Source organism: Anaerosporobacter faecicola (assembly GCF_012070565.1).
GTDB lineage: Bacteria > Bacillota > Clostridia > Lachnospirales > Lachnospiraceae > Anaerosporobacter > Anaerosporobacter faecicola.
Genome location: NZ_JAAQRO010000008.1, coordinates 41,568 through 64,425, shown reverse-complemented (window position 1 = coordinate 64,425; position 22,858 = coordinate 41,568). Strand labels below are relative to the sequence as shown.

Sequence of the window (22,858 nt, the reverse complement as noted above, 5' to 3'; positions counted from 1 at the left end):
AAGAAAATGGAGGAAAGAAAGTATGGATACTTGGCAAATTATTGGTATTAGTTTTGTAATCATTATTTTAATTATTCTTGCATCTTGTATTAAAATCGTTCCACAGGCACAAGCTTATGTATTAGAACGTTTGGGCGGTTATCAAGGAACATGGAATGTTGGTGTACATGTTAAAGTACCATTTATTGATCGTGTAGCAAAAAGAGTAGTGCTGAAGGAACAAGTAGTTGATTTCGCTCCACAGCCCGTTATTACAAAAGATAACGTTACCATGCGAATTGATACAGTTGTATTCTTTCAGATTACAGATCCTAAATTATTTGCATATGGTGTTGAGAACCCAATCATGGCAATTGAAAATCTTACAGCCACTACATTAAGAAATATCATCGGTGACTTGGAACTTGACCAAACACTTACATCAAGAGAAATCATTAATACAAAGATGAGAGTTTCTTTGGATACAGCAACTGACCCTTGGGGTATTAAAGTAAATCGTGTAGAACTTAAGAATATTATTCCTCCAGCAGCAATTCAAGATGCAATGGAGAAACAGATGAAAGCGGAACGTGAACGAAGAGAAGCAATCCTTCGTGCAGAGGGTGAAAAGAAATCCACAGTCTTAGTTGCAGAAGGTAAGAAAGAATCAGCGATTCTTGAAGCAGAAGCAGAAAAAGAAGCAGCAATCTTACGTGCAGAAGCAAAGAAAGAAGCAACAATCCGTGAAGCAGAAGGTCAAGCACAAGCAATCCTTGCTGTACAACAGGCAAATGCAGATGGTATTCGTTTCTTAAATGAGGCGCAACCAGGCAACGCAGTATTACAGTTAAAGAGCTTAGAAGCATTTGCAAAAGCAGCAGATGGAAAGGCAACCAAGATTATCATTCCTTCGGAGATTCAAGGAATTGCAGGTTTAGTGAAAAGTATTACAGAAGTAAGCAAAGAAAACGTATAATAGTTAATTCGTTCGCATACAGGTATTGCAAAAGTATGATTGGAAAATATACATACTTTTGTAATACCTGTTTTTTGCGTATGAAATAGTGAGAACTACTTTTAAAATAAAGGGAAAAGAGGAATTGGATTAAGGAAGTACAGAATGGGAAGAATGATAGGAGGGGACCCGTATATTTGGGAAAATAGTTCTCGAAATCAGACACCCTTTGTGGTATAATGTTTTTGTATATTTATTGGGAGGTGAATCAATGCTTGACAATAATAAAATTTCCTTAATGACCAAATTGGCCATTTATGAAAAAGATGAAGGGGAAGACATCAAACTTAGCAAGTATTTTAAGATGGATTATTTACGGTATCAGATAATAAAATCTGTTGTCAGTGTGACAGTGTCTTATTTGATTCTGTTGATTATAATAGCATTTTATAAATCAGAATATCTTATACAGGAAGCGGTAAAGCTTGATTATAAAGCAATTGGTGCAAAAGTGCTTGGTATATACATTATTCTATTGACGATATATGTCTTTAGTTCAATTGTAGGATATTCATTAAAATTTGATTCATCTAGAAAAAGGTTGTTTCAATATCGAAAGAACTTAAAACAGCTTCGCCAATATTATATAGACGAAGAGAATGAACTGAAATAGGGAGAGTATAATATATGATGAGTTTACTCGTTTTGAAAGAAAGACTAATAACCATATACCAAAAGATAGAAGTGTATGCAAAACCAGTGGTTCGATTCTTTATTTCAATGCTTGTATTTATGGTTTTAAATAATTCGTATGGATATGATCTACGGTTTAATAGTTTGCCAATTGTACTTTTGTTAGCAGCTTTTTGTGCATTTCTACCAACGCCAATTATGATCATTATTGCAGCATTGTTATCATTTATACATTTTTATTTTGTATCAAAGATTTTGTCTATTCTAGTAATAGCCGTTTTTTTAGTTATCTATCTTTTGTTTATCCGTTTTACCCCAAAACAAGGATACGTTTTAATATTAATGCCAATTTGTTTTCTACTTAAGATTCCATATGTGATACCAATTCTATTAGGAATTATCGGTACACCAATGGCAATCATACCAGTAAGTTGTGGTGTGTTCCTATATTTTTTCATCGTAATAATAAAACAAGCTGCACAGATTACAGTGAGTATGACTGTTGAAGATACTTTACAGCTCTATACCTTTGTTATTGACAGTTTAAAAGCTAATAAAGAGATGATTCTAACGATTGCTGTTTTTGCTATCGTTCTTTTACTGACATACTTTATTCGTACAAGAAAAATGGATCATGCCTTTGATATTGCCATTGTTACAGGAGTAGTTGTGAATATCTTTGTATTTTTAATTGGTGATTTGCGCTTAGATATTCAAGATAAGATTCTTGCTTTAGTAGTAGGTTCCATAGTCTCTGGTATAATTGTTTATGTTGTTCAATTCTTCCGATTGACGTTAGATTATACAGCGGTCGAATATGTACAATTTCAAGATGATGACTATTATTACTATGTAAAAGCTGTACCAAAGATGAAGATTACCGTACCACAGAAAAATGTGACGAAGATTAATGAGAAAAAAGTGTCATCAAATCGAATGAATGTCAAGGAAGCTGTAAAGAATGAGTTGTATGATGATGAGTTTGAAGACAAGTTTGATGAGTTCGATGATTATCCTGATGAGGATAAGAAAAGATAAAGTAATGTAAACTATAAGTAAGGGTGCGAATGCAAATGGAGAAAATTAAGAGTTTTGTAAATGATTATTTAGTGTGGTTATCATTCCCAGATTTGACGCTAACCGATATTTTAGAAATACTAATATTGGCTTTCTTAATCTACCATATTGTAAACTGGATAAAGAACACAAGAGCCTGGATGTTAGTAAAAGGTATAATCGTACTATGTATATTCAGTCTTATTGCCTCCATTATGAATTTTAATGTTATCCTTTGGATCATATCGAAAACAATTAATGTCGGAATAATCGCTGTCATTATTGTATTTCAACCGGAATTACGTAAGGCTTTGGAACAGTTAGGTAGAAAGAACATCGTATCATCCTTTATCCCTTTCGATGACCAAAAGGAAAAGAATGAACGATTCTCTGATAAGACCATAACTGAAATTGTTCGTGCTACTTTCGAGTTAGCAAAAACAAAGACTGGTGCATTGATGGTAATCGAACAGAATATTTTATTAAGTGAATATGAAAGAACAGGAATTATTATTGACTCGGCAATAAGTAGTCAGTTGTTAATTAATATATTTGAACACAATACACCTTTGCATGATGGTGCTGTATTAATTCGAGGCAATCGAATTGTTGCTGCAACCTGTTATCTCCCATTGTCAGATAACATGGAGTTGAGTAAAGATCTTGGTACAAGACATCGTGCTGGTGTAGGAATTAGTGAAGTATCAGATAGTTTGACAATAACGGTTTCAGAAGAAACAGGTAAGGTTTCAATAGCTATTGGTGGTGTATTGATCCGTAATGTAGATGGAGATTATCTAAAGAATAAACTACAATCATTCCAGAAAAAATCTCCTGAAACAAAGAAAATAAAACTATGGAGGGGAAGACTGAAGAATGAAAAGAAAGTGGACTAAAAATTTAGGACTGAAAATCTTATCTTTGGGTCTTGCCGCACTTATCTGGTTTTTTATTGTCAACGTCGATGATCCAGCTATAACGCGAACATTCCGTTTATCTGTAGAGAAGAGAAATGAAGATGTCATTGCAGATCAGGGAATGTGTTATGAAGTATTAGAGGGCGATGCGGTAACGATTACAGTAAAAGGTAAGAGGAGCGTAGTTGAAAATCTATCGACATCGGATTTCTGTGCCTATGCGGACCTCTCGAAATTATCAAGATGGAATGCTGTACCTATTAAGGTAGAGTTAACAAAATATCTGACAGAATCCGATACCCCGAGTATTACGCTTGGATCCGTGGATACATTGATTGTTTCATTGGAAGATACAGAGACGAAACAGTTTAAGGTAAATGTCGTAAAGAAGGGGACTGTGGAAGAAGGCTATTGTATTGGAGACCTGAAGGCAAAACCAAATATCATTCAGGTAACAGGTGCGAAATCACAAGTCAGTAAGATTGACGAAGTACGAGTAGAAATTGATGTTTCCAATGCTACGGAGAATTTTACCACGAGTGGTGTACCAAAAGTTTATGATGCAGAAGGAAAAGAGATTAATTCTTCTAAGATGATCTTCAGCTCAACAGAAGTAAAAGTTGTAGGTACATTACTGAATACGAAGTCGATTCCAGTAGAAATAGAAATTGAAGGGGAGCCTCTTCATGGTTATCGATATATGGGTGTAGAATATGAGCCGAAGACAGTAACGATTGCAGGAGATATGGATTCTCTATCTAAAGTAGTTAAGATTGTAATCCCTGTGGATATAAGCGAGCAATATGCTGATATAGAGACAGAGATTAATCTTGAAAAATATATTCCAGACGGAGTAATCTTGGCAGAAGAAAGTTTAACTGTAATGGTAAATGTAATGATTGAGAAACTACAGATCAAAGATTTTACCTTGGACATGGCTGAGATTCAATTTAAGAATCTGAATAACAAATTCAAGTTTAATTTTTCAAATTCCATGAATATGGATAATTTGGTTGTGAAGATAATGGGAACAGAAGATGATCTTAAGAATCTGACAATTTCTGACCTAGCACCATATATTGATCTTAAAGGAAAAAACAAAGAAGGAAGTTATACGATTGAGATTCAATTTTCATCAGTAGAAGGAATTGAAATTGTAAGTAAACCTACGGTTTCGATAGAATTAACAGTAGCAGAAGCAGAAGAGAATACAGGCGAGGAAGATCAGGAAAATAGTGGAGAAGTCTTGCCGGATCTGCCGGAAGATCAGGAAGATCAAGAAGAGGAAGAACCGTCTGAAGAACCGACCGAAGAACCAGATACTGGCTCAGATGGTACAGAATAATGAATAACGTTACAATGGAGTAACAATAAGGAGGCACTATGGTAAGTGGAAAGATACGAGTTCGAAGTTCTTATGGATTGCATCTTCGACCAGCAAGCTTACTATGTCAGGAGGCATTAAAGTATTCTTGTCATATTATGCTGTTGACGGATACAAAACAAGTGAATGCGAAAAGTGTATTGGGAGTACTTGGTGCCTGTGTGAAGTATAATATGATAATTGAAATCCAGTGTGATGGAGAGCAGGAAGAAGAAGCCCTTCAATCGATTCTTTCCTTGTTAGATAAAGTTTTTGATGAAGAATGTGAGATGGAACATAAGAACTTATCATAAAACAACGAAAACGAATTAACAAAAGAATATGAAAACTTGACAAGTTGAAAGAAATCAGATATACTTATCGCTCGTCCGAAAGGGCGAGCGATATTCATTAGTAAAAAAGGTAGGTGCGTAGGATGAAATACGATGTTATTATAATTGGTGCAGGACCAGCGGGAATCTTTACTGCATTAGAGATGATTAAGAAGCAGTCTTCAAAAAAGATTGTTATTGTTGAAAAGGGTTGCTCCATTAGTAAAAGACGTTGTCCGAAAGCAACAACTAAGAAATGTGTAAATTGTAAACCATATTGTCATATCACTACAGGCTTTTCAGGTGCAGGTGCTTTTTCTGATGGAAAACTTTCACTTAGCTCAGAAGTAGGAGGAGATCTTCCATCTCTTATTGGAGTTGATAAGGCAGAAGAAACAATTAAATATGCAGATAGCATTTATCTGGAATTCGGTGCAGATCCGAAGGTTGAAGGACTAAATGTTGGCGATAAAGTAAAAGAAATTAGAAAAAATGCAATAAAATCAGGACTTAAATTAGTAGATTGTCCAATCAGACATCTTGGTACAGAAGCAGCACAAGAAATCTATCTTAAGATTGAAAATTATTTGTTGGAACAAGGTGTAGAGATTCGATTTGATACGGTGTGCAAAGATATTATTGTGGAAGATGGCACATGTAAAGGGGTTATTCTTGCTAATGCCAAGAAGCAAGAGGAAGAAGAAACATTAGAAGCAGATGATGTTGTTATTGCTACAGGAAGAAAAGGTGCTGATTGGTTGGAAAAAGTATGCGAACGTCATGATGTAGCGCATCAACCAGGAACGGTTGATATTGGTGTACGTGTAGAAGTTCGTAATGAGATCATGGAAGATGTGAATAACGTGCTCTATGAGTCGAAATTAATCGGATATCCACTTCCATTTAAGAATAAAGTACGTACGTTCTGCCAAAATCCTGGAGGATTCGTAAGTCAGGAAAATTATGATAACAATTTAGCAATTGTTAACGGACATTCCTATAAAAAATTAAAATCAGAGAATACGAATCTTGCGATTCTATGTTCCCATAATTTTAGTGAACCATTTAACCAACCAATTGAATATGCAAAAAAGGTTGGAGAACTTGTGAACATGTTAGGGAATGGCCAAATCTTAGTACAACGATTTGGTGACATATTAGAAGGTAAGAGAACATGGCAGGATGAATTAAATCAATCTAATGTTAAACCAACGATGCCAGATGCGATCGCAGGTGATATTACATCAGCAATGCCATATCGTACTATGGTCAACATAATTAATTTCATTAAAGCAGTTGATACTGTAGTACCTGGCTTTGCAAGTAATGAAACATTGCTGTATTCACCAGAAATCAAATTCTATAGCAATCGAATTAAAATGGATGATGAATTCACAACCAATATTCAAGGACTTCATTGCTTAGGAGATTCCAGTGGCTGGACAAGAGGACTTATGATGGCATCTGTAATGGGTGTATTAATGGGTAGAAGGTTAGTATAAGTTCGTTAATAAAAGAAACATATGAACATAGCAATTCACATAGATAGTAGAATTGCAATCATATAAAAAATGGGAAAGAAATAGGAAAAACAGCTGAGAAAACTGTTGAAAATACAGTTGAAAAACTGTTAGAAAAACAGTTACTAAACAGAAAGAAAGTTGATTCACAGAAAGACAATCATAAATTTATTATAGGAGATAGGATCAATCAGATTTCTTGATATAAGATCGAAATTCAAATAATAAAGTAGTATGATTGTCTTTTTGTTGTATTGCATTTGGGGGAATAAACACACGAAGAAAACGCATGAAACCAGTGATGAATACGTAGAATAGAAAATATATATTGATAAAGTAAAGTGCTAATGCTATAATGTAAGACAACGTTATGACAAAGAGGTCATATTACATCGATCCTTGTCATAGCTCGTTACTTCTGAATGGTCAAGTGGTATGGAGCATTCAGATCAATCATATTACATACATAGAAAAGGAATGATAAGGATGGGGCTAGAGTAGATAGTGCAAAGTTGTTTATTGTAAAACGCTATAGCGTGATTTATCGACTCCAAGGTTTAGAAAATTATGAACGTTTATTGGAAACAAATTAGTGAAGGTAAATCATAGATTCTAAATTAGGAGGATTTTATTATGTTGAATTATAAGAAATATCAAAGAGTACCTGTAGTGAATTACCCAGAAAGAGAATGGCCAAATAAGGAAATTCAAAAAGCACCAATCTGGTGTAGTGTCGATCTTCGTGATGGAAATCAGGCATTAATTGAGCCTATGGTCGTAGAAGAGAAGATTGAGTTTTTTACAATGCTTGTTAATTTGGGCTTTAAAGAGATTGAAGTGGGTTTTCCATCTGCTTCACAGATTGAATTTGACTTCTTAAGACAATTGGTGGAACGAAAATTGATTCCAGATGACGTGTCCGTACAAGTACTTGTTCAGTGTAGAGAACATTTGATTAAACGTACATTTGAAGCGTTGGAAGGGATTAAAACAGCAATCGTACATATCTACAATTCAACGTCTACCTTACAACGAGATGTTGTTTTTGGAAAATCAAAAGAAGAGATCAAACAAATTGCTATTGATGGAACAAAACTTGTAAAAGAGTATGTAAAGGATTTTCCGGGAAAGATCATTTTAGAGTATTCACCAGAGAGTTTCACGGGTACAGAATTAGATTTCGCGTTAGATATCTGTACAGCAGTACAAGATGTATGGCAGCCAACAAAAGATAATAAGATCATATTCAATTTGCCTTCTACCGTAGAGATGAATACACCAAATGTGTATGCAGATCAAATTGAATGGATGAGCCGCCATTTTAAAGATAGAGAGAATATAATCCTTAGTGTTCACCCACATAATGATCGTGGTACCGGAGTAGCATGTGCAGAACTTGCATTGTTAGCCGGAGCAGATCGAGTTGAGGGAACCTTATTTGGTAATGGAGAGAGAACGGGTAATGTTGATATCGTTAATATTGCATATAATATGTTCTCCCAAGGTATTAATCCTGAATTAGAATTAGAACATATCAATGATATAATCGAAGTATATGAAAGATGTTGTAAGTTACCAATCCATGCAAGACACCCTTATGCAGGCAAGTTGGTATTTACTGCTTTCTCAGGTTCGCATCAAGATGCTATTAATAAGGGCGTAAAGGCAATGAAGGAGAGGAATAGTACAATCTGGCAAGTGCCATATCTACCAATTGATCCAAGTGATATTGGAAGAGAATATGAACCAATTGTACGTATTAATAGCCAATCTGGAAAAGGTGGCGTAGCATTTGTTATGGATACGTATTTTGGATTCAAATTGCCAAAAGGAATGCACAAAGAATTTGCAGATGTGATTCAGAAAATTTCGGAGAAGCAAGGTGAAGTTGCCCCAGATCAGATCATGGATGAATTCAAACAGCACTATTTGGATAAAAAAGAACCACTTCATTTTAAACGTTGTAAAGTGGAAGATATCTCAGATGGAGAAAACGATTTTGATACGAAAGTTGTATTAGAGTATACGTATAATGGGGAAGAAAAATCCATTGAAGACTTCGGAAATGGACCAATCGATGCTGTTCAGAGAGCTATGCAGGATTCTTTAGGTATCAAGGTTAAAGTATTGGATTATTCGGAACATGCATTACGAGAAGGCTCCAATGCACAGGCAGCTGCCTATATCCACATGCTTGATCAGGAAACAAACCAAGCAACATTTGGTGTTGGTGTAAGTTCTAACATAACGAGAGCGTCTATACGTGCAATCTTTAGTGCGATTAACCGTTTGAAATATTAGTGATTAAAGCATCCAATATATCCAAAGTGACATTCTAATGTAAAACATATTCACGAGTACAGACATTCTTTTTATTGTATTCGTAAATATTGCTTGAAACTAAGTAGTTAAAGAAATCTTAAGAAAATGGCTGAATCTGTTTTCTCGTTACCTGATTAGAAGAAATATTTATTAAAATAGGTAAAAAAGGATAATACTAGAATAGTAGAGTCTATACATTATATACAATTCGATTCTATAAATGTAAAATAATAGGAAATGGGTTGTGTATAGTGTATAGATTATTTTTTTGTTAATGTTATTGGTGTAAAATACCCGTGCATTGACTTGAATCTACAAAAATGCTATAATTTTTTGGATGGTTTGAAAAATGGCATATGCCAAAAGTACGAAACCATATCCCCGGCGAAAAATAGGGATATGAATTTGGAGGGAAAAAAAGAAAAATGAAGGTAAGTATAATTATTCCATTTCATCGTGGAATAGCATTTTTAGAGGATTGCCTTACTAGTTTAAGAGAACAAAATTATCATGATCTGGAGACAATTCTAGTATGTGATCATATTGAGGAAGATATCAATCCATTGGTTGCAGAATATCAACAAGATTTAAATCTATCAGTATATCATTTAGATGAGAAGACCGGTGTTGCAGCTGCAAGAAATCTAGGACTTGATAAGGCACAGGGAGAATATGTATATTTCTTAGATAGTGATGATTATTTATATATAGATACGTTAGCATATTTAATAGAATCAACGATCGATACGGATGCTGACATTGTTTATGGAAAGAAAAAAACTTCTTGGTTCAAACGCAGTGTATATATGAGTACCTGCATACAGAATGAAGATGAAGAAAACGCAGAAGGTGATGAAGAAAACACTGCGTTAGAAGAAGCACAGTTAAATGCGGAGAATGGAAACGAGAGCGAATCCAAAAGCTCCATCGAAGAGGAGAATGGAGAAGAAGGAGACGAATCTTCCGAAGATGAAAATGATGAGGAATTATCAGAAGAAGAACTTCTTGCTGCAGAAGAAAGACGGATCCGTAGAAAAAGAGAACGAGCACATCGCACAATGATTACAACAAGAAAAGGAATTCGAAATGTATCAGTTTTGAATATCCTTATGAAACGTAGTGTGATCGAAGAGCATAACATACGATTCAATGAAAAGTTTAAGTTTTACTCGGATTTGTCCTTTTTAGTACAGGTATTAGAATATGCAACGCTATATGAAAAGAAGATGCGTGCCGTATATATTAAGAGAAAGCACAATGATTCCATTAACCTTCCTGCCTTATCACAGATTCGTGAACCAGGAAAATTTGAAGAATATATTGAAGCATACTACTATACGATTTCTTTGATTCCAAAAGACAGTACATTAAGAAATCGTGTGGATCGAAAGATTATCAATTACTATGTGAAAACATTTGCACCAAAACTACGTCGTAGTGTGAATGATGCATGGAGAAATGAGCGATTTGAATTACTTGGAACGATTGTGAATAACATGAATCCAGAAGTCATTAAGATGCAAAAAGGGTATCGAAAACGTTTGGTAAAAGCCTTGATGAAAGGAAACTTAAAAAAATCCCAACGTCTTGTCAATGTGAACTTAGGTAAGAAGAAGTTAAGGAAAATTCTTACGAATCGTAGAGCATTAGCGAAGTTCTTATATATTCATAGTTTCTTAAAGAAACCAATGATGGACAATTGGGTAATCTGTGAGAGTTTCTTTGGAAAGAGTTACTCCGATAGCCCGAAATACATTTATGAATATCTGGCAAAGACATATCCAGGAAAGTATAAGTTTATCTGGGTTATTAACAATAAGAAGTCAGAGATTCCATACCCACACACAAAGGTTAAGCGATTCAGTATCCGTTATGCCTATTATTTGGCAAGATGTAAATACTGTGTATTCAATGTTCGCCAACCTCGCTGGGTTAGAAAAAGAGAAGGAAATGTGTTCTTAGAAACATGGCATGGTACACCACTTAAGAGATTGGTTTTTGACCAAGATGAAGTATGTGGAGCATCTCCACAACATAAGATTCAATTCTACAAGGATTCAAGAAAGTGGGATTATCTTGTATCAGCCAACTATTTTTCTTCAAAAGTATTCCGTAGTGCTTTTATGTATGATAAGGAAATGTTGGAATTTGGATATCCTCGTAACGATATTCTTTATGCGCCAGATAAAGAAGAAAAATCTATTGCATTAAAGAAAAAATTAGGAATTCCATTGGATAAGAAGACAATCTTATATGCACCAACATGGAGAGATGATGAGTTCTATGGAAGTGGTCAATATAAGTTTGAGTTAAAATTAGATTTACGTAAGATGAAACAGGAATTAGGAGAGGAGTATGTGGTATTGCTAAGAACACATTACTATATCGCGGATTCCTTAGATACAACAGGTGTGGAAGATTTTGCATTTAACTTAAGTAAATATGACGATATCGCTGAAATCTATCTGATTTCGGATTTACTGATTACGGATTATTCTTCTGTATTCTTTGATTATGCAAACCTACAGAGACCAATGTTATTCTTTACGTATGATTTAGAAAAATATCGTGATGTACTTCGCGGATTCTATATTGATATGCTTGAAGAAATTCCAGGTCCTCTTCTGTACACTTCTGATGAGGTGTTGAATGCAATCAAAGATATTGATCATATCAAAGAAGAATATAGCGAACGTTACAACGTATTCTATGAGAAATTCTGTAGCCTGGACGATGGACATGCTTCAGAAAATGTTGCGGAAACTGTTTTTAATCCAAAGAATTTGGCTTAGTCAAGCTTAGTGGATAGCCTAAGATCATAACAGGTGAGACTGTGGAAAACGGAGGCTTCATAACAAGAATATCCAATTTTCACAGATCACTTGAAATGTAGCAAAGACTTGAGATTAAAAACCACAATAATAGTTAAAGGATGTTTGCCAACTATGAAAAAACGTATTCAGAATTTTTTTAAGTATAACTTCTTACTGTCAGAGTTAGTTAAGAAGGATATTAAATTAAAATATCGCCGTTCTATTTTGGGATTGTTTTGGACATTACTTGAACCATTACTAACGATGATCGTATTGACGGTTGTATTCTCGAAGTTACGGAATAAAGGAGATGAGTTTTTCCCTGTTTATATTCTGACAGGTAGATTACTATATTCTTTCTTTGCGAATGCTACAAAATCTGCAATGAAGGCAATTCGAACCAATAGTGGAATGATAAAAAAAGTATATATACCAAAGTATATATACCCATTATCAAATGTAATTTCCAATTTTGTAATTTTCCTTCTATCACTTGTTGTATTAGTTTTGGTAGCAATCGTATTAAGAGTACCACTAACATGGCATGTTGTGGAAGCAATAATTCCAATTACGCTACTTTTTATCATGTCGCTTGGTGTTGGTATGATCTTGTCTGCGATGGCAGTATTCTTCCGTGATATTGAATACTTGTGGTCTGTTGCATTAATGCTGATTATGTATTGTAGTGCAATCTTCTATGGACCTGACAGTGTAATAAAAAATGGATATGAATGGGTATTTAAAATTAATCCTTTATATGCAGTAATTACAAACTTTAGAAATGCAATTATCTATGGTTGTGGAATGGATATGCAAGCATTGATATATTCAACGATCTTTAGCTTTGGATCCTTAATTATAGGTGTTTGGTTCTTCTATAAGAAACAGGATAAATTTATCTTGAATATATAGTTAGGGGTGTAATCATGAATGATGTCATATTAAAAGTTGATCACGTTGGAATGCAATTCAATCTAAGCGCAGAAAAAGTGGATGACTTAAAAGAGTATATAATAAAAAAATTAAAGAAACAGATTACCTATAAAGAATTCTGGGCATTAAGAGATGTTAGCTTTGAACTAAAAAGAGGAGAGCGTCTGGGCATCTTAGGATTTAATGGTGCTGGAAAAAGTACCTTGCTGAAAGTAATCGCAGGGGTATTAAAAGCAACAGAAGGGTCTGTAACGACAAAAGGTAAGATTGTTCCCCTTCTTGAACTAGGAGCGGGTTTTGATAAACAATATACAGGAAAGGAAAACATCTTCCTGTATGGAGCGATGTTGGGATACTCCAAAGAGTTCATTAACCAAAAGTATGAGGAGATTCTGGAATTCTCTGAACTAGGCGACTTTATTAATGTTCCAGTGAAAAATTATTCCTCTGGTATGCGTGCCAGATTAGGTTTCTCCATTGCCACCATCGTTGAACCAGAGATTCTGATCCTAGATGAAGTATTATCCGTTGGTGATGCAAAGTTCCGTAAGAAAAGCGAAAAGAGAATCAAAAGTATGTTTGATAAAGGGGTAACGGTATTGTTTGTATCCCATTCTCTTGAACAGGTAAAACGACTTTGCGATCGTGCAATCATCCTTGAGCATGGTCACATCATAGCCAATGGTGCAGTTGATGAAGTTAGTGCGATATATGAAGAAAAATTAGAAAAATAATACGATCTTCGTTTGTAACGCGTCAAATGCGGTTTTGTATGGGAAGGTTGTGTATTAAGAAAAGGAGATTTTCGAAATGAAGAAAGTTATTACTTACGGGACTTATGATTTATTACATGTTGGACACATTAATTTGCTTAGAAGAGCGAAGGCTATGGGAGATTATCTGATCGTTGTATTGTCTACAGATGAATTCAATGAGTTAAAGCATAAGACTGCATATCACTCTTATGAAGATAGAAAAACAATCCTAGAAGCAATCAAATATGTTGATGAAGTACTTCCTGAATATACTTGGGAACAAAAAATCAAAGATGTTCAAGATAATAATGTAGACCTCTTTGTAATGGGACATGACTGGGAAGGACAATTTGACTTCTTAAAAGATTACTGTGAAGTTGTATATCTTCCTCGTACAGAAGGAATCTCAACAACAAAAATCAAACATGATCTGAATCTTGGCGTAACCAATCATCCAGACAATAAATAAGGAATTCCAATGAAAGCAATCACAAGTGATATAAAAAAGAAAAAATTATTTCTTCTTGATATCGATGGGACAATTTCATTTGATGCAACACCAATCGATGGGACTATGGATTTTCTTGAAGAAGTTCGAACACAAGGTGGAAAGTATGTATTTATTACGAATAATTCTACCAAAAGTATAGAAGATTACATGATCAAATTTGAGAAAATGGGGATCCTGGTGGATGAGACAAGTTTTTTAACATCATCGTTTGCCACTGCCCATTATCTAAAAGAACACTATGGAACGAAACTATTGTATGTGTTAGGAACCAAATCATTTATTCAAGAACTACGAAAATTTGGATTAAATATTACAGAAGAAGTAGTGGAATCCAATAAGCAACAGATTGTTGCAGCTATTGTGGGATTTGATAATGAATTGACCTATGGAAAAATTGAAACCATATGTGAGTTATTAGAAACAACCCAAATTGATTATCTGGCAACGAATCCGGATTTGGCTTGTCCTGTATCCTATGGATATGTACCAGATTGTGGTGCAATCTGTAATCTGCTAAAAGAAGCAGTGAAAAGAGAGCCAATTTATCTGGGGAAACCTAATCGTCTTATGGTCGATATGGCTTGTAATGCCAACGGTTATGGACCGGAAGAAACAGTAGTCATAGGAGATCGTCTGTACACAGATATCGCTTGTGGAATCAATGCAGAGGTGGACACAGTTGTGGTGTTTACCGGAGAAGCAAAATATGAAGATCTGGAAACAACCGCGTATCCACCAACATATTATTGCGAGACCATTAAAGACATATACAATGTATTAAAAGACTAGATGGGGTTGCCGCACAAAATATTTCAAGAATGGAAGAGATTTGTGTGGCACCTCATTTTATGTATAGGAGGATTTTACGGTGGGTGTTAGTATCATTATATCCTATCATAGAGGAGAGCAATATCTACGGGATTGTCTAGATAGTATCTGTGATTTAAAACTACAGGATTATGAAGTAATTTTAATTCATGATCAAAGAAAAATGTATGAAGATCTCATTTGGAATAATCCATCGTTACCTAAGAAAGTAATAGAAGGATTGCAAGAGGATGGGTTTGACCGTATACTTCAGACTTATCAAAAACAGTTACCTATTATGGATTTTGTTTGGTCAGAAGAGGCAGGTATTGGGGCAATTCGCAATGCTGGATTAGAAAAGGCAACGAAGGAGTATGTGTATTTCTTGGATAGCGATGATTATCTCTTACCGGAAGGGTTGGAGCAGATGAGCAGGCTTGCAGAAGAAGAAGAGGCAACCGTTGTATATAGCGAGAAAATCCAGACGAGATACAAACGATTTACGTATTTAAAAGAAGGAAAACAACTAGAAAATACAGAGCAACAAGAAAATACGCATCAACAGGTAAATGCAGAACAACAGGAAAAGATATACCAACAGGAAGAATTAGATTTGCTAGAATCGGATAGTAGAAATGCAAAGAAACAAGAAAAAGAACGGGCGAATAAGCGACAACATATCGTATATGAGATTCATGATGCAGCAGCTATGCTCTTTGAAAAAGAAGTCAGTGTATTAAATCTACTGATTAAGCGAGAATGGATTAAGGAACATAAGATTCAATTTGATGGGGAGAATCTGTGGTATAGTGATCTTCCTTTTGTGATGCAGTTACTAGCAGCTAGTACGAAAGAAGATAGATGGGTATGGAGTTCGGTTCCTGCCTATGGGAAACGCGAGCATAATGATCCTGTTTTACAGCCTTCCCTTTCGCAAATTAAGGTAGACGATCGGGGAGGACAATTTCTAGCAGCAGTAGTAAGAGCAAAACAGATTGTCCTGCAAATACCTGAGACAGAGGGAGATACGAAAGTAGCGCAATGTAAAAAGCAAGTATTAGAAGTGCTGTATAAGTATGCCTGTCGTTTTTATCTACAATTGTATATGGGAAACTATCATGGAAAAAAGGATTCGGTATTATCAGAGACTACGGTAGAAGCGGTAGCAATGTTCTTACAAGACATGGATAAACACATACTTCTTAATTTCACGGTAACCGAGCGAGGAATTTTAGAGGCTATTCAGAACAGAGAGTGGAAGAAAGCAGTAAAAAAAGCAAACCGTTTTATAATGAAAAAGAAAAAGAAAGGCCTCTTTGGGAATACCATTCAGCGAGCGAGAGCCTTGGATCGACTTTTATTCCGAAGACTTTCAATTAAGAAAAATCTGATTTTATTTGAAAGTTTCGGGGGGAAGAGTTATTCAGATAACTGTAAGTACATCTATGAGTATTTGCTTGAAACATATGGAGATGCATATAAGTATGTATGGGTAATGAGAGATAAACAAGTAGTGATTCCAGGGAATCCAACGGTTATCCAGCCGAATACTTACCGCTATTTGTATTATTTGTCCCGAGCGAAATTTCTGGTTTTTAATAGCAGACAGCCAATCTGGTATACGAAACGCAAAGGAAGTGTGTTTATTGAAACCTGGCATGGAACGCCTCTGAAAAAACTTGTTTTTGACATGGAAGATGTACATTCTGCTAGTAGTACCCATAAGGAAGATTTTTATAAAGTCTCAAGAAAATGGGACTATCTGTTATCGGATAATCGGTTCTCTACAGAGGTATTTGAACATGCATTTTTATTCGATCAAGAGAAAATCTTGGAATATGGTTATCCAAGAAATGATGTATTATATGCAAAAAATGGAACTGAAATTGGGAAGAAAGTAAAGCAAAAGTTAGGAATTCCATTGGATAAGAAAGTGATTTTGTACGCGCCTACCTGGAGAGATGACGAGTTTTACTCCAATGGAAAGTATAAGTTTTCCCTTGCGTTGGATATCGAGAAATTGAAAGAAGCATTTTCCGATGAATATGTACTTTTACTTCGAACCCATTATTTTGTTGTTGATCAAGTGGATTCTATCTGCGGGGACGGATTTGTCTATAATGGGAGTCGGTATCAGGATGTGAGTGAACTTTATCTTGCTTCCGATCTATGCATAACAGATTATTCCTCTGTTTTCTTTGATTATGCAAACTTAAGAAGGCCAATTTTGTTCTTCACGTATGATCTGGAAAAATACAGAGAAGAGTTGCATGGCTTTTATATTGATATGGAAACAGAGGTACCAGGACCTTTGTTACAAACGAACGAGGAATTAATCAAAGCAATAGCAGAGATCGATGAGATTGAAGAACAGTATAAAGAGCGTTATAATAGATTTTATGAGCGGTTTTGTAGTATAGAGGATGGACATGCTGCACAGCGTGTTGTAGAGAATATCATTCGTAAGGGGTAACCCGTGTAAAAGAAAGGGTAGGATAGATACAATGAAGAATGTATTAGGAAGAATACGAAGCCTGGTCAAGCAGTGCGTAATCTTACTATATCGGATTCTAACAGTGGTTCTGCCATTGCGGAAAGATGTAATCGTATTTGGTAGTAATCTTGGGCGAAATTATTCGGGGAATCCCAAAGCAATCTATGAGAATATGGTGGAACAAGGGTACGATCAAATGTATCGGATCGTCTGGTTCTTTGAAAAAGAGAATACAAAGATTCCTGGACAGGCAAAGGTCATAAAATATGGACGTCTGCAATATCTATACTATATGGCTGTTGCAAAAGTATGGGTATTTGACTGTAGACAACCCAAATTCTTAGTGAAGCGAAAAGGCGTTACCTATATTCAAACCTGGCATGGTACTCCGTTGAAAAAACTAGCATTGGATATGAAGGAAGTTACAATGGCAGAAGGAAAGGATACAGAGGAGTACAAAAAAGACTTTTACGACAACGCCCAGACCTGGGATTATCTTCTTTCCCAGAACTCCTATTCCACAGCAATCTTTCGCCGTGCTTTTGCATTTTATAAAACAATGGTGGAAGTCGGCTATCCAAGAAATGACTATCTGATCAAAGGGAATACAAAGGAAACGATTGAACGATTAAAGCAGGAAATGGGGCTTCCATTGGACAAGAAAGTGATTCTATATGCACCAACCTGGAGGGATGATGAATTCTATTGTCAAGGAAGTTATAAGTTTAATCCAAGCCTTGCCTTCCATATGTTTATGGAGCGATTAAAAGAGGACTATGTATGTATCGTAAAATATCATTATTTGATTGAAGACGCGATTGATTGGTCCGCATACAAGGGATTTATCTATAATTATGATAAATCCTATGATATTACCAATCTATACTTGGTATCGGATTTGCTTATAACCGACTATTCATCGGTTATGTTTGATTACAGCATACTAAAACGTCCAATGTTTTTCTATGCGTATGACCTAGATAAATACAAAGATACCTTACGTGGTTTTTATTTTGATTTTGTTGCAGAGGTACCAGGACCGATCTCCCTTAAAACGGAAGATTTGATCGATGATATTCTACATTATGACAAGAAACAGTATGAAGAGAAATACAAAAAGTTCTGTGAAACATATAATCATTTAGATCATGGACATGCTTCCGAAGAAGTAGTAGCCATCATTAAAGAGAAACTTGGTTGAAATCACTATAGTAACCATTGTGGAAATGAATCATAGGAAATGGAGACACAGAGTATGAAACAGACAGTGAAGAAGATGGGATATATGGTATTTGCATTTTTCTTCTACGTATATCGGATCTTTACAAGAGTGAACAAAGATAAAGTTTTTTGCATTATGACACATGATAGTAGTATGGATAGTAATGTTGGTATGATCGTACAAGAAATGAAGAAACAGAGTTCTGCATATGAATTCCATTATATCAAAAAAGAAGAAACAGCCGAAGTAAAGAGTGGAGGAAGGATAAGAAGTTGTCTTACCTTTTTCCTTATTAAACCATATCATATGGCGACAGCAGGATATCTTTTTTTAGATAATATCTTTCTACCTATGGCTTATCTTCATTTTTCTAAGTATACAAAAGTTGTACAACTTTGGCATGGAACAGGAACCATAAAAAAATTCGGACAAGACGCCAATGAAGGAAATTTGAAACGATTGGAAAAGCATGCAAATCAGACGGTAACCCATCTGATTGTGAATGCAGATGGAATACGCAGCCAATATGCTGGTGCCTTTGGAATCGAGCCAGAGCATGTCTATGCAACGGGATTACCACGGACAGACTGCTTGTTTGATGAAGAAAAGAAAAAACAGGATATGGCTGGTTTTTATGAACAGTATCCTGAACTTAAAGAGAAGCGGATTATATTATATGCGCCTACGTTTCGAGATGATGAAGTAAGCAATCCCAAAGTTGCTTTGGATCTAGATGTTTTTATTAACAGATTACCAGTAGATTGCGTTTGTATTATCAAATTACACCCATTTGTAGCAAAACAATATAGTTGGACAAAAGAGCAACAAGAACGATATAAAGGGCGTGTATTTAATCTTTCAGAATTTCCAGATATCAATACATTGCTATTTGTTGCAGATGCATTAATTACGGATTATTCCTCTATTATTTATGAATACTGCTTACAAGATAAGCCGATGATCTTCTTTGCCTATGATTTGGAACATTTTGAACAACAAGGAAGAGGATTCTATGAACCATATGAATCCTTTGTGCCAGGAATGGTTGTTAAGAACATGGAAGAAGTGATTGAAGCAATCCAATGGAATGTCTATGAGGACAAATACGACCGTGAGCGCATTGAATGGTTTAGAGAACGTTACTATCATTATTTTGATGGAAGGTCCACAGAAAGGGTAATTCGTCTTGTAACGGAGAAAGAGTAGAAAAAGTAACCAAGTATTCAAATGGAGATAAAGCAAATATCGATAAAAGAATATCAATAAAAGAAATATTAATAAAAGAATAAAAATAAAAGTAAGATAAATAATTGAATATACGAATAGTATAAGAGCTACGAGAATCCTATATATTATGATTTTCGTAGCTCTTTACTTTTAAGTAAACAGAAAGCTTACCATAGTATTTTGATGTGCAGATACGTGCTGTTGATGTAATCTATGATATGCGAATATTATCGATTGGCAATCTCTGCACTATAATTTTGAACTGTTTTAGATGGTTCATAGTTTTCCTGTTTGAATAAGAATTCATGTAATTTACTAACATTTGATGATAAGCTATCGGCTAGAACATAAGATACACCATTGATCTTCTTTGTTTTTTTATCAAATGGGAAACCATTTTGGTCTTTCATATCATAGAAGAAGATATCTTTTCCAAGGCTTAACATCTCTGTATTGGATAAACTGGTATAGATTTGTGGAATCATCTTATTTGCAAGTTTAATCATAGTTGGTATACTGGATTTCTTAGCTTTATTAAAGATCTGCGTCATTACAGTACGTTGTCTCTCGGCTCTTGTAAAATCACCACCGGCTGTATATCGAACTCGACAGTAAGCAGTTGCTTGTGTACCGTCAACGGTTTGTTTCCCCGCTTTCTTTAGATATGTATAATCGGTACCATTGATCCTTGCAACGTCTCTTGTATAGTTATTAACATGCTTTAGTTCGTCTTTTTGAATATCTAGTGTGATTCCACCTAATAGATCAACAACATTTGTAACAGCACTAAAATTCACGGTAACAAAATCGGTGATATCTAGATCAAAGTTCTCATTAATGGTGTTAATGGCTAATTCTGGACCACCATATGCATAAGCATGATTGATCTTTGTGTAACCATGATCCTTAATGTGTACATAGGTATCACGGTAGATGGAACATACTTTAATGTCCTTTGTTTTCTTATTAATACTTACGATCATAATGGAATCACTTCTTGTATTCTTTTTTAGATCATTTGCACGGGAATCAACACCGAATACGGCAATATTGCGGTATCCTTTCAGTGCATCTAAGTCGATATCATTTACCTGTATATTATCGAGGTCTAAGGATTGTCTTGGAATTCGACCTAATTGGAAATAGATATAAGCAACAGGGATTAGTATTATGATGACAAGTAATTCAATGATTATTAATCGGCGTAATTTTTTCTTCTTTTTCTTTTTTATTTTATGAACCATTGGTCTTTCATTTTCGTAATTATTTTGATTATTATACTGCATAAGATGCCTCCTAGTTATAAGGTCGAGATGCATTTCATGGAATTCCATGTGCATCCCGACCACATTATAGATTAATATGCATTTTTGTTTACAAAGCCTTTAAAGAACGTTAAGAAAAGAATCTTTATATCAAGACCAAGTGTCCAATTCTCGATATAATATAGATCATGGTCAATTCTCTTACGAATGGAGGTGTCTCCACGGAATCCATTTACCTGTGCCCAACCGGTAAGACCGGGACGGACTTGATGTTTGATCATATATCTAGGAATCTCTTCTTTGAATTTGTCAACAAAGTATGGTCGTTCTGGACGAGGACCGATCAAACTCATTTCACCTCTTAAAACATTGAATAATTGTGGTAATTCATCGATGCTTGTTTTACGTATCAGCTTCCCAATCGGGGTAACTCGAGGGTCATTTAAAGTTGTCCAAGCTTTCTTTTCCGTTGTTTCATTCTGTATCTCCATGGAACGGAACTTGTACATCTTAAACTCTTTATTATGAAGTCCAATACGGACTTGCGAGTAAATCAAAGGACCTTTAGAGGTGGCTTTGATGGCGATGGAAACAAGTAGCATTGGTATAGAGAAGATAAGCAAAGCAACCAAAGCACCAAATATGTCTATGCATCGTTTTATTGTTTTATTAAAGGTATTACTCAAAGGAACACGTCGAATATTGATGATTGGTAGTCCATTGAGGTCTTCAATATATGGTCTTGTAGGAATAATATTATTATAATCAGGGATGAATAAGGTATGAACACCAGATTTCTCGCAAGCAGCAACCAGATGTTCTAATTTGGAGTACTCACTAATGCTTAATGTAATAGCAATCTCATCGATATCATTCTTATCAAGTAGTTCAGCTAATTTATCTGTACCGCCTAAGATCTTTATCTTTTTATACATATCTCCTTCTTTTTTATTATCGTCTAGGATACCAAGTACATGATAACCCCATTGTGGATTGGCACGGATACGATCAATATATCCTTCAGCAGTACGGCTGTAACCTACGATTAGTATATGTTTTAAGTTAAAACCATGTTTTCGAATGGAATGTAAGATTCTCATAAGAATTCTTCTATATAGATACATTGTGAAAACATTCATTCCAAAGAAAATACTGATAAAGGAACGGGAAACATTAATTTCTCTTTTAAAGAAATATAAAAGCATGATAAAATAAATCGTTCCTACAATATTCGATTTGACGATATTAAAAAATTCAGTTTTATGCCCCTTACTTCGTTTTGGTGCATATAGATTACAACAGTAGTAGATCAATGAATATGCTGGGACAAGGTAGATAAAATAATGAAGCATGGTGGACCATGGTAAGAAGCCCTTGTCTGGTTTGAAGATAATGAAACGAAGTACATAGCTTAAAGAATAAGCAATGAATAATGCAATTAAGTCCAAGATCCCATGAAACCTATTAAATGTTTTTTGATTATCTTTAATCATGGATTTGATTTCACCTCTATATTTTCATAATGTGTTAGTGGACTGTTCAATGCATTGTTGAACAGGGTTTACAATAACCATACATTGGAAATTTGTTATTACCATAACGTCCTTATTATAATACATTAACGGATTTTATTCTACAACAAAAAAATTCTTAATAATTTCTTATTATTCACATTCTTTACACATTTTCATGCT

The 22,858-nt window shown here is 35.0% G+C and carries 18 protein-coding genes; 16 read left to right on the top strand and 2 right to left on the bottom strand.

What is annotated here, in order from left to right; all coding sequences use genetic code 11:
• The first annotated feature begins 22 nt into the window (after positions 1-22).
• The 16 genes from HBB17_RS03525 to HBB17_RS03450 all read left to right on the top strand — a co-directional run bounded on the left by HBB17_RS03525 (position 23) and on the right by HBB17_RS03450 (position 19,878).
• The gene (locus HBB17_RS03525; RefSeq protein WP_167955796.1) at positions 23-955 is read left to right on the top strand and encodes an SPFH domain-containing protein; all 933 of its coding nucleotides are present in this window, start codon (positions 23-25) and stop codon (positions 953-955) included.
• Positions 956-1,205: 250 nt separating this feature from the next.
• Positions 1,206-1,607: a hypothetical protein gene (locus HBB17_RS03520; RefSeq protein WP_167955794.1), complete on the top strand. Its 402-nt coding sequence runs from the start codon at positions 1,206-1,208 to the stop codon at positions 1,605-1,607.
• A 14-nt stretch (positions 1,608-1,621) separates the two neighbouring features.
• A complete protein-coding gene (locus HBB17_RS03515; RefSeq protein ID WP_167955793.1) occupies positions 1,622-2,665 on the top strand; it encodes a hypothetical protein in 1,044 nt (347 codons plus the stop codon).
• A 35-nt stretch (positions 2,666-2,700) separates the two neighbouring features.
• Positions 2,701-3,579, top strand: a complete 879-nt coding sequence (gene cdaA / locus HBB17_RS03510; RefSeq protein ID WP_167955792.1) for a diadenylate cyclase CdaA — start codon at positions 2,701-2,703, stop codon at positions 3,577-3,579.
• The gene (locus HBB17_RS03505) at positions 3,560-4,945 is read left to right on the top strand and encodes a CdaR family protein (RefSeq protein WP_167955791.1); all 1,386 of its coding nucleotides are present in this window, start codon (positions 3,560-3,562) and stop codon (positions 4,943-4,945) included. Before cdaA ends, HBB17_RS03505 begins: the two co-directional genes overlap by 20 nt.
• A 38-nt stretch (positions 4,946-4,983) precedes the next feature.
• A complete protein-coding gene (locus HBB17_RS03500; RefSeq protein WP_167955790.1) occupies positions 4,984-5,277 on the top strand; it encodes an HPr family phosphocarrier protein in 294 nt (97 codons plus the stop codon).
• 122 nt (positions 5,278-5,399) lie between these two features.
• Positions 5,400-6,797, top strand: a complete 1,398-nt coding sequence (locus HBB17_RS03495) for an NAD(P)/FAD-dependent oxidoreductase (RefSeq protein ID WP_167955789.1) — start codon at positions 5,400-5,402, stop codon at positions 6,795-6,797.
• 651 nt (positions 6,798-7,448) lie between these two features.
• On the top strand, positions 7,449-9,116 hold the full coding sequence (leuA, locus tag HBB17_RS03490) for a 2-isopropylmalate synthase (protein ID WP_167955788.1): 1,668 nt from the start codon (positions 7,449-7,451) through the stop codon (positions 9,114-9,116).
• Between the two features lie 446 nt (positions 9,117-9,562).
• On the top strand, positions 9,563-11,929 hold the full coding sequence (locus HBB17_RS03485) for a bifunctional glycosyltransferase family 2 protein/CDP-glycerol:glycerophosphate glycerophosphotransferase (RefSeq protein WP_167955787.1): 2,367 nt from the start codon (positions 9,563-9,565) through the stop codon (positions 11,927-11,929).
• A 153-nt stretch (positions 11,930-12,082) separates the two neighbouring features.
• The gene (locus tag HBB17_RS03480) at positions 12,083-12,862 is read left to right on the top strand and encodes an ABC transporter permease (RefSeq protein ID WP_167955786.1); all 780 of its coding nucleotides are present in this window, start codon (positions 12,083-12,085) and stop codon (positions 12,860-12,862) included.
• Between the two features lie 14 nt (positions 12,863-12,876).
• Positions 12,877-13,617 (top strand): ABC transporter ATP-binding protein, encoded by a 741-nt coding sequence (locus tag HBB17_RS03475; RefSeq protein ID WP_167955785.1) that lies wholly within the window; start codon positions 12,877-12,879, stop codon positions 13,615-13,617.
• A 76-nt stretch (positions 13,618-13,693) separates the two neighbouring features.
• Positions 13,694-14,107: a glycerol-3-phosphate cytidylyltransferase gene (gene tagD / locus HBB17_RS03470; RefSeq protein ID WP_167955783.1), complete on the top strand. Its 414-nt coding sequence runs from the start codon at positions 13,694-13,696 to the stop codon at positions 14,105-14,107.
• Positions 14,108-14,116: 9 nt separating this feature from the next.
• Positions 14,117-14,938, top strand: coding sequence for an HAD-IIA family hydrolase (locus HBB17_RS03465; RefSeq protein ID WP_167955782.1), 822 nt, complete (start codon positions 14,117-14,119; stop codon positions 14,936-14,938).
• Between the two features lie 79 nt (positions 14,939-15,017).
• On the top strand, positions 15,018-17,429 hold the full coding sequence (locus tag HBB17_RS03460) for a bifunctional glycosyltransferase/CDP-glycerol:glycerophosphate glycerophosphotransferase (protein ID WP_167955781.1): 2,412 nt from the start codon (positions 15,018-15,020) through the stop codon (positions 17,427-17,429).
• A 31-nt stretch (positions 17,430-17,460) separates the two neighbouring features.
• Positions 17,461-18,651, top strand: a complete 1,191-nt coding sequence (locus HBB17_RS03455; protein WP_238483661.1) for a CDP-glycerol glycerophosphotransferase family protein — start codon at positions 17,461-17,463, stop codon at positions 18,649-18,651.
• Between the two features lie 54 nt (positions 18,652-18,705).
• The gene (locus HBB17_RS03450; RefSeq protein ID WP_167955780.1) at positions 18,706-19,878 is read left to right on the top strand and encodes a CDP-glycerol glycerophosphotransferase family protein; all 1,173 of its coding nucleotides are present in this window, start codon (positions 18,706-18,708) and stop codon (positions 19,876-19,878) included.
• A 248-nt stretch (positions 19,879-20,126) separates the two neighbouring features.
• Here HBB17_RS03450 and HBB17_RS03445 read toward each other — a convergent pair whose 3' ends face one another.
• Positions 20,127-21,185, bottom strand: a complete 1,059-nt coding sequence (locus HBB17_RS03445; protein ID WP_167955779.1) for an LCP family protein — start codon at positions 21,183-21,185, stop codon at positions 20,127-20,129.
• Positions 21,186-21,256: 71 nt separating this feature from the next.
• Positions 21,257-22,657 carry an undecaprenyl-phosphate glucose phosphotransferase gene (locus HBB17_RS03440; RefSeq protein WP_167955778.1) on the bottom strand — a complete coding sequence of 467 codons (1,401 nt, stop codon included), beginning with the start codon at positions 22,655-22,657 and terminating at the stop codon, positions 21,257-21,259.
• Between the last annotated feature and the right edge of the window lie 201 nt (positions 22,658-22,858).